General features: G+C 41.1%; 11 protein-coding genes and 4 tRNA genes. 12 read left to right on the top strand and 3 right to left on the bottom strand.

What is annotated here, in order from left to right; genetic code table 11:
- Nucleotides 1-68 precede the first annotated feature (68 nt).
- From EDC51_RS10355 to mutM, 3 genes are read left to right on the top strand one after another with little or no spacing between them, the layout of a single operon-like run.
- Nucleotides 69-2,123, top strand: coding sequence for a capsular polysaccharide biosynthesis protein (locus EDC51_RS10355; protein WP_131928909.1), 2,055 nt, complete (start codon nucleotides 69-71; stop codon nucleotides 2,121-2,123).
- 10 nt (nucleotides 2,124-2,133) lie between these two features.
- Entirely contained in the window at nucleotides 2,134-3,381 is a 1,248-nt protein-coding gene (locus EDC51_RS10350) for a capsule biosynthesis protein (RefSeq protein WP_131928908.1), read from the top strand.
- Nucleotides 3,381-4,205 carry a bifunctional DNA-formamidopyrimidine glycosylase/DNA-(apurinic or apyrimidinic site) lyase gene (mutM, locus tag EDC51_RS10345; RefSeq protein ID WP_131928907.1) on the top strand — a complete coding sequence of 275 codons (825 nt, stop codon included), beginning with the start codon at nucleotides 3,381-3,383 and terminating at the stop codon, nucleotides 4,203-4,205. Before EDC51_RS10350 ends, mutM begins: the two co-directional genes overlap by 1 nt.
- 99 nt (nucleotides 4,206-4,304) lie before the next feature.
- Here mutM and EDC51_RS10340 read toward each other — a convergent pair whose 3' ends face one another.
- Nucleotides 4,305-7,112, bottom strand: a complete 2,808-nt coding sequence (locus EDC51_RS10340) for a S8 family peptidase (RefSeq protein ID WP_131928906.1) — start codon at nucleotides 7,110-7,112, stop codon at nucleotides 4,305-4,307.
- Between the two features lie 134 nt (nucleotides 7,113-7,246).
- Between EDC51_RS10340 and mltG the strand changes: the two genes are divergently transcribed.
- The 4 genes from mltG to EDC51_RS10320 are packed head-to-tail and all read left to right on the top strand — an operon-like array spanning nucleotide 7,247 to nucleotide 10,214.
- The gene (gene mltG / locus EDC51_RS10335; protein WP_131928905.1) at nucleotides 7,247-8,269 is read left to right on the top strand and encodes an endolytic transglycosylase MltG; all 1,023 of its coding nucleotides are present in this window, start codon (nucleotides 7,247-7,249) and stop codon (nucleotides 8,267-8,269) included.
- The gene (tmk, locus tag EDC51_RS10330) at nucleotides 8,270-8,896 is read left to right on the top strand and encodes a dTMP kinase (RefSeq protein WP_131928904.1); all 627 of its coding nucleotides are present in this window, start codon (nucleotides 8,270-8,272) and stop codon (nucleotides 8,894-8,896) included. It abuts the gene before it with no gap.
- A gap of 9 nt (nucleotides 8,897-8,905) precedes the next feature.
- Entirely contained in the window at nucleotides 8,906-9,169 is a 264-nt protein-coding gene (locus tag EDC51_RS10325; RefSeq protein WP_131928903.1) for a YceK/YidQ family lipoprotein, read from the top strand.
- A gap of 55 nt (nucleotides 9,170-9,224) precedes the next feature.
- Complete coding sequence (locus EDC51_RS10320) at nucleotides 9,225-10,214, top strand: DNA polymerase III subunit delta' (RefSeq protein WP_131928902.1); 990 nt, start codon at nucleotides 9,225-9,227, stop codon at nucleotides 10,212-10,214.
- A 28-nt stretch (nucleotides 10,215-10,242) separates the two neighbouring features.
- On the opposite strand, the gene EDC51_RS10315 is transcribed toward EDC51_RS10320, so the two are convergent.
- Together EDC51_RS10315 and coaA are read right to left on the bottom strand one after the other, a co-directional pair.
- Nucleotides 10,243-10,944 (bottom strand): tRNA1(Val) (adenine(37)-N6)-methyltransferase, encoded by a 702-nt coding sequence (locus EDC51_RS10315; protein WP_025288840.1) that lies wholly within the window; start codon nucleotides 10,942-10,944, stop codon nucleotides 10,243-10,245.
- Nucleotides 10,945-10,946: 2 nt separating this feature from the next.
- A complete protein-coding gene (coaA, locus tag EDC51_RS10310) occupies nucleotides 10,947-11,897 on the bottom strand; it encodes a type I pantothenate kinase (RefSeq protein ID WP_015431697.1) in 951 nt (316 codons plus the stop codon).
- A gap of 234 nt (nucleotides 11,898-12,131) precedes the next feature.
- Between coaA and EDC51_RS10305 the strand changes: the two genes are divergently transcribed.
- The 5 genes from EDC51_RS10305 to EDC51_RS10285 all read left to right on the top strand — a co-directional run.
- Nucleotides 12,132-12,207 (top strand) — tRNA-Thr (locus EDC51_RS10305).
- A gap of 35 nt (nucleotides 12,208-12,242) precedes the next feature.
- A tRNA-Tyr gene (locus EDC51_RS10300) sits at nucleotides 12,243-12,327 on the top strand.
- Nucleotides 12,328-12,375: 48 nt separating this feature from the next.
- Nucleotides 12,376-12,450, top strand: a tRNA-Gly gene (locus EDC51_RS10295).
- Between the two features lie 3 nt (nucleotides 12,451-12,453).
- A tRNA-Thr gene (locus tag EDC51_RS10290) sits at nucleotides 12,454-12,529 on the top strand.
- 115 nt (nucleotides 12,530-12,644) lie between these two features.
- The coding region (locus EDC51_RS10285; protein WP_211335010.1) for a GTP-binding protein at nucleotides 12,645-13,030 on the top strand (386 nt) is incomplete at its 3' end.

Raw genomic sequence — 13,030 nt, 5'->3', positions numbered from 1 at the left:
TGAAATAGTGAAAAATGGCAGCGCTTTCTTTATACTAATGGGTTCATTTATTCCAATCGTTAGATGCAATGCGTGGTCTTATTTTCTCATCTGGTATTTTAAACATTCCGCATCTTGCCGCTTTTTTACCTGAAAGTGAGCTGTTGCCTTATGCTCGGTTTCGGCATCAAGCAGTCGAGTGTGTCTATGGCTGGGGATTAAAACCTACGTCATTAAAAGCACGTAATTATGCCACGCAGCATAATCTGCCTTATATCGCCTTAGAAGACGGTTTTTTACGTTCAACTGGACTTGGCGTAGAAGGCTATCCACCTTTTTCGATGGTAGTGGACGATCTCGGTATTTATTATGATACTCGCCAGCCATCTCGTTTAGAACAGCTGATTTTAGCGGCGGATCAGCCTGCTGAATTGTTGCAGCAGGCGAGCCTTGCTTTGGCTCAAATCCGTCAATTTCGTCTTTCCAAATATAATCATGCGCCTGATTTTGCTCAATCGGTTTCTGCTGAACACCCGATCGTGCTGGTGCTCGATCAGACTTTTGGGGATATGGCGGTGCAATGTGGGCAGGCTGATGCCGCTTGCTTTGAACAAATGTTACACGCTGCTATAGCGGAGAATCCTCATGCTGAGATTTGGGTGAAGACTCATCCAGATGTGATTTCAGGCAAGAAAAAAGGCTATCTTACCCAGATAGCGAAGGGAGAAAATGTTCGTCTTTTGGCACAAGATTGCAATCCGTTATCGCTATTAGCGCAGGCGGAAAAAGTCTATTGTGTGACATCGCAAATGGGTTTTGAGGCATTGATGCTTGGTAAAACAGTGGTGACATTTGGTGTGCCTTGGTTTGCAGGGTGGGGAATAAGCGATGATCGCCATCCTAATGTCACAGTATTACAAACTAATGGACGGCGGGCTGAGCGTACCTTCTTGCAGCTATTTGCCGCGGCTTATTTGCAGTATAGCCGCTATATTGATCCTAATCGTGGTACAAGTGGCTCTATTTTTGATGTGATTGATTATCTGCATCGCGCTCGCCAGTTTGGCGAACGTGTGCGTGGGACACTTTATTGCGTGGGAATGTCGCTATGGAAACGAGCAGTAATCAAGCCATTCTTTCGTTTTCCTCAGTGTCGGGTTATTTTCACCTCGCTTGCCCATTTGCAAAAAAACGTGAAAAAACAACCGCTTGCTAAAGATGCTAAATTATTAATTTGGAGTAATGGCAAGCCCGAGGTATTAGCATTTGCTCAACAATATCAGTTACCAATTCTACGAATGGAAGATGGCTTTATTCGTTCAGTAGGGCTTGGTTCAAATTTGGTTGCGCCACTTTCACTGGTGACAGATGATCTTGGTATCTATTTTAATGCACAAATGCCTTCGCGTTTAGAGTATATCTTGCAAAATCAGCAGTTTTCTAAGAGCGATTTAGCCCGAGCTAGCGCATTACGCCAGCAGTTGATTCAAGCAAATATTGGCAAATATAACGTAGGAAGTGGTGGTTTTTCACTTAATGCGCAGGGAAAAAGAACGTTATTAGTGCCTGGGCAGGTAGAAGACGATGCCTCAATTCGCTCTGGCTCACCCGTGATTAAGCGTAATTTAGATCTGCTAAAAGCGGTGCGTGCACAGAATCCAGATGCTTATATTCTCTATAAACCGCACCCTGATGTAGTCAGTGGTAATCGTATTGGAAAAATTGATGCGCAAGTGGCTCTGCAATATGCGAATGAAATTGTTGAAAATGCGAATATTCTTGATTGCATTATGCAGGTTGATGAAGTCCATACTATGACTTCTCTTGCTGGTTTTGAAGCACTTTTACGTGGCAAAGTTGTCCACTGCTATGGTCTGCCGTTTTATTCAAATTGGGGATTGACGATAGATCAGTTACAATTGCCAAGACGAAGCCGATTACTTACGCTAATAGAATTATTAGCGGCGGTATTAATTTATTATCCGTTGTATGTTTCGCCCGCAAATGGGCAGTTTATCAATGCAGAAATGGCGATAGCGATCCTAAAACAGCAGAAGGCCAAGCAAGAGAGCGATGGTTTGAATCGTTCTTGGTTGGCAAAGCAGTGGGGAAAAGTTATCCATCTATGTCGAGCATTATTTTAAGTGTGGAAATATGATTAACCATTATTTAGATGACCTGGTCACTTCATCAAAACGCATTCTTTTGCTCCAAGGGCCAATAGGAGCGTTTTTCTATGAATTTTCGAAATGGTTACAAGCTCAACAACGCACAGTATTTAAAATAAATTTTAATGCTGGCGATGAGCGTTTTTATCCTGCAGGCTCTCATACTATTGCATATCGCAATACACTTGGGGAATTTGCAGATTTTTTATATGAATTTTGCCAATGTGAGCAGATTGACAGCTTGGTTTGTTTTGGTGATAACCGTAAATATCACAAAATAGCCAAACAAGTTGCTGATCAGCTTGGGTTAGCATTTTGGGTATTTGAAGAAGGCTATTTTCGTCCTGATTATATTACGCTTGAGAAATCAGGGGTGAATGCTTTTTCGCCGATTCCAAGAACGGCAGACTATTTCCTTGCCATTGAGCCAGAATTAACTGAAATTGAAAAGCCTGAGCGAGTTTCCAAAGGCTTTTTCCCAATGGCAAAACGAGCAATTCAATACTATTTCAGTGGCTATTTTTGCCGTTGGAAGTACCCACATTATCAGCATCATCGTTTTTTGAATGTGGGTTACTACATTAAATTATGGGGCATTTCATTGGTAAAACGCTTTTGTTATGCGATTCATGATCGCAATTTTGCTAAGCGAGTGGAAGCTGGCGAATTTGGGGAATTTTTTATTGTGCCATTGCAGGTTTATGATGACAGCCAAGTTGTTGTGCATAGTGATTATCCCAGCGTTGAGGCTTTTTTAAGTGAGGTGCTAGAGTCATTTAGTCGTTTTGCCCCTGAGCACTGTAATTTAATTATTAAGCATCATCCAATGGATCGCGGTTTTTTAGATTATGCAGAGATCATTGCGCAATTTGAGCAGCGTTATCCAAATTTGCAAGGGCGTGTGTTTTATATTCATGATGTACCAATGCCTGTATTTTTACGTCACGGTAAAGGAATGGTTACACTCAACAGTACCAGTGGGATTTCCGGCTTATTGCATTCGATGCCGGTGATGACGCTAGGTCGAGCTAACTACGATTTTGTAGGGCTAACGCATCAGGGGGATTTAGATAGCTTTTGGCAGAATCCACAAGCGCCTGATCGCAAAGTTTTTGAAAATTATCACCGCTTCCATTTAAATCGTACCCAAATTAATGGCAATTTTTATAATCGCACTATTTTGCGTTTTCCATATAATCAAGCGGTAGCCACCCAAAGTTATGAGAAGAACTAATGCCTGAATTACCTGAAGTTGAAACGAGTGTCCGTGGTGTCACCCCATATCTTGTTGGGCAGACAATTAAGCAGGTGGTGATTCGCCAGCCTAAGCTACGTTGGCAAGTCAGCCCTGAATTAGCTGCAATGCAGGGGGCAACGATTACCCATATTGATCGGCGCGCAAAATACTTAATTATTCGCACCGATAAGGGAGATATCATTGTGCATTTAGGTATGTCAGGATCGCTAGGCATTTTAACGCAGCAAAACGATCTGGGGGTGGGGAAACATGATCATATTGATCTGGTTACCCAAAATGGCACTATCTTGCGCTATAACGATCCAAGAAAATTTGGGGCTTGGCTTTGGGCAAAAAACGCAGAAGAGTTAGAGATTATTCAGCGATTGGGGGTTGAGCCGCTTTCCGATAACTTTGATGGCGAGCATCTCTATCAACTTAGTCGTAATAAAACGGTCGCAGTTAAAAATTTCATTATGAATAATGCGGTAGTTGTTGGTGTGGGAAATATCTACGCCAGCGAGAGTTTATTTATGGCAGGGATTCACCCTGAACTTGCTGCGCAAAATCTTACTAAAAAACAGTGTGCGAGGTTGGCTACTGTAATCAAAGAAGTACTGACAAAATCTATTATTCAAGGCGGTACAACGCTAAAAGATTTTATCCAACCTGATGGCAAACCGGGCTATTTTGCCCAAGTCTTGCAAGTGTATGGACGAAAAGGTGAGGAATGCCGAGATTGTGGTAGTGAAATTCAGGCTAAAGTTATCGGGCAACGAAATAGCTTTTTCTGCCCTAAATGCCAAAAGCTGCCTCGCTGAGTGAAAACAAGCGGTCATTTTTCTGACAAATTTTGCAAAAGATAAAATAAAGGGGACTGAAAAGCGCTTTCAGTCCCCTTTTTGCTATTAACGATTAACTTAGAACGTTAAGCCTAAGTTTGCTTTCCAACCAAACATATTGGCAGATTTCGCACGATCATAATCAAGATTTGCTGAAGCAAACCAATTTTTATAGTGTAGTTTTAAACCCACTTCACTATTTAATTGGTGATCGCGTTTTACACCGAGATAGTTGTGTAATGTGTTTCCAGCGATATAGCTGGTAATATTAGTGTCTTTCCCTCCCACTCTATGCAAATAGTTGAATCCGACATATGGAGAAATACTGCCTTGCTCAAACTGGAATGTGCGTTGTAGTTTTACACTTGGTACAAGATTGACATCGTTGTAACGCACAGCTGCAGTTTTGCTGGCAAGTTCTCCACGTTCATTGAGGCTATCCATTTTAGTTTGTAACCATTGTATACCAAGGCTTGGCTCAATTACCCATTGATTTGGTGTGAATTGGTAGCCCAGGCGAATTTCTCCACCTAACGTTGCGCCATGATTTTTTGCACTACCAAGTTGGTAGCTACCAAAGTGGCGTGTTTGTTGATATTTTTGGCGAGCAAATTGTAGTGCAGCTTCGCTAAACCAAGCATCGTTTAATGCATAACGGAGCCCCAGATTCAATGCAGTTTGTTTTAAGGTCGCTTGGGCAAATGGCTTGTTCAAGCGGTCTTTTTGTTGTGATAGCATTGCGCTCAATACTACCTTATCTGCTGGCTTATGGCTTAAGCCTAATTGTGACTGGTTATGTTTTACGGCTGTCTTATGTTTAGCTGAGTCAGATTGCTTCTGGTATAAGTGTCCTGCCCAGACAGTTGTTTTTTGCGGTGTGTGATATGCCGTAAATAAATTTTGTTGGGTTTGATTTAAACCCTTCGCATTTTGACTACGTAACAGCTCAATACTATCTGCATAGATATTGTTGGATACCGCATAATGTAAGTTATCTAGTTTGTGCTGCTCTAATGCCGCTTGTAGCCAATCGTTGTATAAACCACGGCGGTATGCGATAGGTGCCGTTCTTAATGCATTTAAAACCGCAAGCCCAGCTTGGCCTGTTGCATTAGCATTAGCATCGCTAATTGGTTTATTGCTGTTTACTTTTGCGATGATCTCGGTGTCTTTAAAATAAAGATCTTGCATTAAGCCACGTTTATTTAGATTTGCATTTGCAACTAATTTTTTAAAGCCGCCTTGGTAAGTTGCTTTGTCTTTTAGTTGAACGACGGTGGCTGACGTGTCTCCAACTTTGCTCTGTTCTGTTAATTTATCGGCAATTTTGAGCGAGCCAGCTAAATTCACATTTGCTTGTCCTGTAGCAATAAGACCATTGTGACTTAATACTTCGAGTTGGCTTGCTACTGTTGAGTGGTAGTGTTGCCCAATTTGAGTTTGATCTACGGCCAGAATAGCATTGTTACTGATTTTTTGTGCGACTGTTTTGCCTTTAAGTGCAAGTTTGCCTTGCTCAATGGCAAGATCAGCAAAGTGATTTTCACCATTTAAGCTAAGCGATTTGTCTCCTTTTTTGGTAAATTTAAATTGGCTGGAGAATGGGTTGTGCCACTGGTCATTACGTGTCATAGTCACTGTTTCATCACCTAAAAATTGGCTTGGTCCATTAACGGCATTTTTTAGATTAACAAGTCCCCAACCATAGACATCATCTACCCCTTTTTCGCCTAAGTCAGTGGCTGTAGTCAATAATGTATCGCGGATTTGAGTTGGAGTGAGATAATCAAAACGCTCTTTGACAACACCTAATGAGCCAGTAACAACAGGTGACGCCAGTGAGGTGCCTTTTGATTTTGAGAGCCCATATACGGTTGTATCATTTTCACCAGCTTCAGCATTGAGCACATCTAAATTACCTGGAGCGGAAATACACCAATTTTTACTCACCCCACAGCGGTTAGAATATTCAGTAATTTCTCGTTTATTATCAACCGATGCGACCGCAATGAAATGTCTTTCCAGCTCTGGAATATAACGAGGCAACATTGCTACAATACCAGGGTGGGGGGAGCTTTCATTACCGTTTGCAAACACGAGTAAAGTGTCACGGTTTTTAGCATTTATTAAAGCTTGAACAAGCGGATTTTTTTTATCTTTTGTGACCGCTTGATAGAAATGATCGATATCCTCTATATTTTTACTAATTGGATCTGCATTCCAGCTATTGTTTATGGCAAGTAAATTTTTTTCAGTTAATTTATTAAGCGCGGTAGCTAATTCTATGCGCTGGAAAGCACTTTTTGCGTTTGTACCAAGTAAGGAATCAGATTTTGCTAGCTTATCGAAGTCAGGTGCCTTATCTCCTTCTTCTTCCTCTTCTTCTTCGTCGTCAGCATCGTTTAGTACTTCTTCCAGAGTACGATTGCGAGTATTCGTTGCGATATAGAGCTCAGCATCTTTCGCTACTCCACCTTTAAAACCTGTTTGCTCATCTGTTTTTGCACCAATCAAGCCTGATACACCTAAACCATGCGTTTCAAATCCCATCATGAAACCCAGTTCACCGTTTTTCACGGTAATTTGAAAATCTGGTTGGCGATAGTTAGGATCGTAGGTATTCAGTTTGCCTTCCGGAGAGGTTAGCTGAAAAGTAGAAATGTGAAGTTTATCACTGTGAAGTGGATGTTCTGGAACAAAACCACCATCGACTACCCCTAATTTAACGCCTTTTCCGCTATACTTTGCACTCAGGTTATCGGAGAGTTGAATAATTGGTTGCGGGTTGTTTGTAGTTGTAGCTTTAGCGGCATAAGTTGGCGCTAAAACAGCCGAAATAGCCATTGCAATTAGGCTTTTACTAAAATAACATTTTGTTTTAGACATTATATTCTCCTTTAAAAAAACGGCGGCTATACTATTCTTTTGCAACAAAAAATGCAAATTAATTCCATTTTTAATGGTTTTTTGTAAAGTATATGCGGTGATATGGTTATGGATAACACAAAAAGTTAAATGATATGTTAAAAAAAATATTAATTATCTGCGGCGTTGCTACATTAATGCTACTTGGTTCGTTAGGCTATATATGGCAAAAGCTCAATAGCATTGCGCTACGTCCACTACACATCAATGCCGAACAACTATTTGTTTTGGAAAAAGGAACCAATGGCAATAAGCTTATTGAGCAGTTGGTAACTGAAGGTATTATGGCTGAGGATGAGCAGCGTTTTATTTCTCTTCTTTTACGTGTTTACCCCGAATTCGCGAAGTTCAAAGCAGGTGTCTATTCATTCGAAAATGTTTCTAATGTAAAAGATCTGCTACAAAAGATTAGTAGTGGTAAGGAGATAAAACTCAATATCCAGTTTATTGAAGGGAAAACATTTACTGTTTGGCGTGAGCAATTAAAGCAAGCAAAATATCTTAATCAAACTCTTGCGGATAAAAGTGAAACAGAAATAGCAAAAGTATTAGGCATTCCTCATGACAAATTAGAAGGCTGGTTTGCTCCTGATACCTATAGCTATGTGCCATATTCCGACGATATTGATGTGCTAAAACGTGCTTATCAAAAACAGCAGAAAGATTTAGATGACGCTTGGCAAAAAAGGGCGGAAAATCTACCGCTTGCTAATCCTTATGAGATGTTAATTCTGGCATCGATTGTGGAAAAAGAAACAGGGATTGCTAAAGAGCGACCGCAAGTCGCTTCGGTGTTTATCAATCGCTTAAACAAAAAAATGCTATTACAGACTGATCCCACCATTTTATATGGCAAATGTGGTTGTTATGATCAGAAAATCTATAAATCAGATATTAATAGGCCAACGCCCTACAATACTTATGTGATTACAGGTTTACCGCCAACGCCGATCGCAATGCCAAGCTTGGCTTCTATCAAAGCGGTTGCTCAGCCAGATAATACCGCTTATCTTTATTTTGTAGCAGATGGTTCGGGTGGACACAAATTCAGTCGCACATTAGAAGAACATAATAGAGCCGTTATCGAATGGCGTAAGATTGAGCAAGGAAGAAAATAGATGAAAAGTAAATTTATTGTCATTGAAGGGCTAGAAGGCGCAGGTAAAAGTAATGCTCAGCGAGTTGTATGTGAGACGTTACGCTCACATGGAATTGAATTTATTACCACTCGTGAACCGGGTGGTACACCGATTGCGGAAACCCTACGTACATTATGGAAAGAGGGGGTTAATGGAGAGACGACAACGGATAAAGCCGAAGTGCTGATGATGTATGCAGCTCGTACACAACTTGTTGAAACTATTATCCAGCCAGCCCTTGCTAGCGGAAAATGGGTAGTAGGGGATCGCCACGATCTTTCCAGCCAAGCCTACCAAGGTGGCGGACGTGGGCTTGTGGATTTGGTTGGAACCATCGGCAAAGCAATTTTGGGTGATTTTGAGCCTGATCTCACTCTCTATTTAGATTTGGATCCTGCCATTGGCTTAGAACGCGCCAAAGGGCGTGGGGCGTTAGATCGCATCGAACAGCAACATATCGACTTTTTCCACCGCACGCGTGAGCGTTACCTTGCATTAACCCAAAACAACCCAAAAGCAGTGATTATCAATGCTGAACAGCCGATTGAAAAAGTCTCGAGCGATATTCAACAAGCGGTCGAAAATTTCTTAAAATTTGCAAAATAGGAGCTCAAAATGAAAAAATGGCTTACGTTCTTATTATTAACCCCTGCTTTAACAGGATGTAGCACACTCTTAACCTTAGATAGCAAAGAGCCTTATAGTGGCACTAAACAAAATATTGAAATTTGGGATACCTGCTCTGGTGGACCAGGCTGTATGGGTGTAGTCATTTTACGACCACTCTCTATTATCGATTTTCCACTCAGCCTTGTGGGCGACACACTGATGTTACCGATTAAAGGTATTCAAAATTTAGCTGATGAAAACAGCGATTGATAAACAATATAGGGGCAAATAATCATTTGCCCCTACGGATAATGAAGAAGACAAAATGCAACTCTATCCTTGGCACACTCAAATCTACTCCCAACTCACCCACACTTTTTTAAACGGGCGGGGGCATCATGCTTTATTGTTTAAAACTGAAGCGGGGCTAGGGACGGAAAATTTCATTCGCCATTTTGCTCATTGGCTGTTTTGTCTGGAAAAGCAAGGAGCAGAGCCGTGTGGGCAGTGTAAAAGCTGTTTGCTTTGGGCGAGTAGCAACCACCCCGACTTTCATTTGATTGAGTCGATTGAGAATAAAGATATTGGTGTTGAGCAAATTCGTGAATTGACAGCCAAGTTGCAACAATTTGCACAGCAAGGAGGCAATACCGTTGTTTACTTGAAAAATGCTGAGAGATTGACGGAATCTGCTGCAAATGCGTTACTCAAAACATTAGAAGAGCCTCCAGCCAATGTTTATTTCTTATTAGAAGCACCATTGCAAGCGCCAATGCTTGCTACAATTCAAAGCCGTTGCCAAACATGGCTGATTAATGCGCCAAATGAAACACAAGCTTTTGATTGGTTACAGGCCAAATTCCCAACTCATAGCTTAGAAGAGTTGGAAATTGCCTTGCGTTTAAACCATAATCGCCCATTGTTTTGCAAAATTTTCTTAGAAAATGACCGCTTGCCAGTGCGAAAAGCTTTTTTGCAGAATTTCTGGCGCTTTTTTAAAAGCCGGGATGTTTGGTTGTTGTATGCCGAATTCTCTAAGGAAAAAGATGAAGTATTACAGCAGCTTGAGTGGCTAGAGAGCTTTTTTGCCGATAGTTTAAAAGCGAAGTTGAATATTGCTGTAGGCTGGATGAATCCCGATTTGTATAACGGCATTAGCCTATTTAGCCAAGCATTATCCGCTAATCAATTAGTGCTAGGGTATCAGCTGATTCAGCAATGCCAACAGGATTTACAATGCATCAATGCCGTAAATGTGGAGTTAATGTTGCTAGATTGCTTAACTAAATTGGTGACAGACATTTTTGAAAACTAAAGGTAATTTAATATGAATTATCCCATCTCTAGAAATTTAAATAAAAATCTTGGGTAAGTGCTTTGAAAGCTGCACTGTATTGATGAGTATGATCATAAATATCTAGTTGATGTATTTGACAAGCGCTCTGATTGCGGCTAAAAGTTGCAACAATGCGTTTTACTGATTTGCCGGTCTTTGTGGCAATTTGCCATTGCTCCACACAATATAAGCCGAGTAAAGAGGATTGGGAGATTAGCTTTTCTGCCATATCAGCGGGCAGAATAAAGCTAATTTTACCCAGTGGGTTAAGCTGCTGTGCGGCAATTTTCAGCCAAGCAAAATGTGAACCGGCAACCGCTCTTGCGAGATTTCGCTCAGCCGTTTTCGCGCTTAGACTATGCTCAAAATAAGGTGGATTTGCCACAATGAGGTCAAATTTTTGTTCTGAAGCAAACGTGAGAATATCTTGCTGTTGTATGCAAATACGTGGGGAAAATGCAGAGTTTTGGGCATTTTCGACCGCTTGTTGAAAGGCATTGGGCTCAATTTCGAGCGCAGTAATCCATGCATTTGAACGTTGGGCAAGCATAATCGCGACCAGCCCTGTACCTGTCCCTAAGTCTAAAATCGTATTCGCATTGTGAATGTCTGCAATGCTGCCTAATAGAATGCCGTCTGTATTGACTTTCATCGCACATTTATCGTGTGCGATAAAAAATTGTTTAAATTGAAAGCCGCTTGGTTTCATCGCTATTTTCTTAACTTAACCGTTTCAATTGCGTGATTTTCACCCTTATGCAATATGAGATTCGCTCGTTCACGGCTGGGGAGAATATTTTGGCGTAGGTTTAAGCCATTGATTTCATCCCAGATACTCGAAGCGGTTTCAATTGCCTCTTTTTCCGATAACTTCGAATAATGATGGAAATAGGAATTCGGATCAGAAAATGCGCCTCGGCGGAATTTTAAAAAGCGGTTGATATACCATTGTTTTAATAATTCTTCATCAGCATCAACGTAAATGGAGAAATCCACAAAATCCGAAATAAAAACATTATGGGGGCTAGCAGGGTAGTTCATACCGCTTTGTAGTACATTTAAACCTTCTAAAATGACAATATCGGGCTGATCTACGGTGGTAAATTGATTTGGAATAATATCGTAGGTTAAATGCGAATAAATCGGGGCTTGCACATTGTGCTTGCCCGATTTTATATCTGAGACAAATTGTACTAAACGATGAATATCGTAAGACTCTGGAAAGCCTTTACGTTTTAACAAATCTTTTTCTTTTAAGGTGGCAAGTGGGTAAAGAAACCCATCTGTAGTGATTAAATCAACTTGTCTCGTGGTTGGATATTGTGAAAGTAGTGCCTGTAGTATTCGGGCGGAGGTGCTTTTCCCAACGGATACACTCCCCGCAATACTAATGATATAGGGAACTTTTGGTGCTTGAACGTCTAAAAATTTATGTAATACTTCCTGACGTTTGAGGTTTTCTTCTATATAGTAATTGATTAAGCGGGCTAGTGGCAGGTAAATAGTGCTCACTTCGTCTAAGGATAAGTCTTCATTAAAGCCAAGCAAGGGTTTTAAATCTTGTTCGGTCAATGTTAAAGGCATGGATTTACGCAAATCAGCCCATTGAGTTCGGTCAAAGGTTAAAAATGGCGTAATTGCGGTAGCTTTTTGTTTAGACATTCCGATTTCTCTTAACAAATGATCAGCGTAATCTGCTGAAGTAGATGGGAAATATACAATATAAATGCCACTTTTGGGGTATTTATTAAAGTAAAAATCGAAAAATACTTAAAAAAACAGCAACTTGCGCGTTTTATCAGCGAAAAAACGGATTTTCTAAATTTTTTGAAAAAAATGCTTGCAAGCTTTTCGGAAATCCCTATAATGCGCATCACTTGCTTACGACAACGCAACGCCGACTTAGCTCAGTAGGTAGAGCAACTGACTTGTAATCAGTAGGTCACCAGTTCGATTCCGGTAGTCGGCACCATTACTGCTTAAGTAAACAAGATTTCAATTAAATGTGGTGGGGTTCCCGAGCGGCCAAAGGGGGCAGACTGTAAATCTGTTGGCTCAGCCTTCGAAGGTTCGAATCCTTCTCCCACCACCATTCCTGTTTAGTTGAAACTGCTTTAATGGGACAGACGAATTTAGAACAGCGGGCATCGTATAATGGCTATTACCTTAGCCTTCCAAGCTAATGATGCGGGTTCGATTCCCGCTGCCCGCTCCAAGCGCTGATATAGCTCAGTTGGTAGAGCGCACCCTTGGTAAGGGTGAGGTCGGCGGTTCAAATCCGCCTATCAGCACCACTTTTCCTTTCTATATTCTTCTTTTCCGAATTTTATTATCAATTTCTACATTAGGTTAATGTGGTAGTGGTAACGTACCATCGTAACCTTAGTTTTGTTTAAAGGAAACTTAAAAATGGCAAAAGAACAGTTTAACCGTGGTGATAAAGTCCACGTAAACGTGGGTACAATCGGTCACGTTGACCATGGTAAAACCACTTTAACAGCAGCAATTACTACCGTTTTAGCAAAACACTTCGGTGGTTCAGCTCGTGCATTCGACCAAATCGACAATGCACCAGAAGAAAAAGCGCGTGGTATCACCATCAACACTTCACACGTTGAATACGAAACCGCAACTCGTCACTATGCACACGTTGACTGCCCAGGACACGCGGACTATGTGAAAAACATGATCACTGGTGCAGCACAAATGGACGGCGCTATCTTAGTAGTAGCAGCAACAGACGGTCCTATGCCACAAACTCGTGAGCACATCTTATTAGGTCGCCAAGTAGGTGT

Source organism: Bibersteinia trehalosi (assembly GCF_004346205.1).
In the GTDB taxonomy this organism is placed as follows: domain Bacteria; phylum Pseudomonadota; class Gammaproteobacteria; order Enterobacterales; family Pasteurellaceae; genus Bibersteinia; species Bibersteinia trehalosi.
The sequence above is the reverse complement of the archived record's forward strand: the minus strand, read 5'-3'. Positions and strand labels throughout refer to the sequence as shown.

Coding starts and splice junctions, on each gene's coding strand:
- coaA (WP_015431697.1), bottom strand. CDS start 11,897: ATGTCTAAACAAAAAGCTACCGCAATTACGCCATTTTTAACCTTTGAC.
- EDC51_RS10325 (WP_131928903.1), top strand. CDS start 8,906: ATGAAAAAATGGCTTACGTTCTTATTATTAACCCCTGCTTTAACAGGA.
- tmk (WP_131928904.1), top strand. CDS start 8,270: ATGAAAAGTAAATTTATTGTCATTGAAGGGCTAGAAGGCGCAGGTAAA.
- mltG (WP_131928905.1), top strand. CDS start 7,247: ATGTTAAAAAAAATATTAATTATCTGCGGCGTTGCTACATTAATGCTA.
- EDC51_RS10340 (WP_131928906.1), bottom strand. CDS start 7,112: ATGTCTAAAACAAAATGTTATTTTAGTAAAAGCCTAATTGCAATGGCT.
- EDC51_RS10315 (WP_025288840.1), bottom strand. CDS start 10,944: ATGAAACCAAGCGGCTTTCAATTTAAACAATTTTTTATCGCACACGAT.
- EDC51_RS10355 (WP_131928909.1), top strand. CDS start 69: ATGCGTGGTCTTATTTTCTCATCTGGTATTTTAAACATTCCGCATCTT.
- EDC51_RS10320 (WP_131928902.1), top strand. CDS start 9,225: ATGCAACTCTATCCTTGGCACACTCAAATCTACTCCCAACTCACCCAC.
- EDC51_RS10350 (WP_131928908.1), top strand. CDS start 2,134: ATGATTAACCATTATTTAGATGACCTGGTCACTTCATCAAAACGCATT.
- mutM (WP_131928907.1), top strand. CDS start 3,381: ATGCCTGAATTACCTGAAGTTGAAACGAGTGTCCGTGGTGTCACCCCA.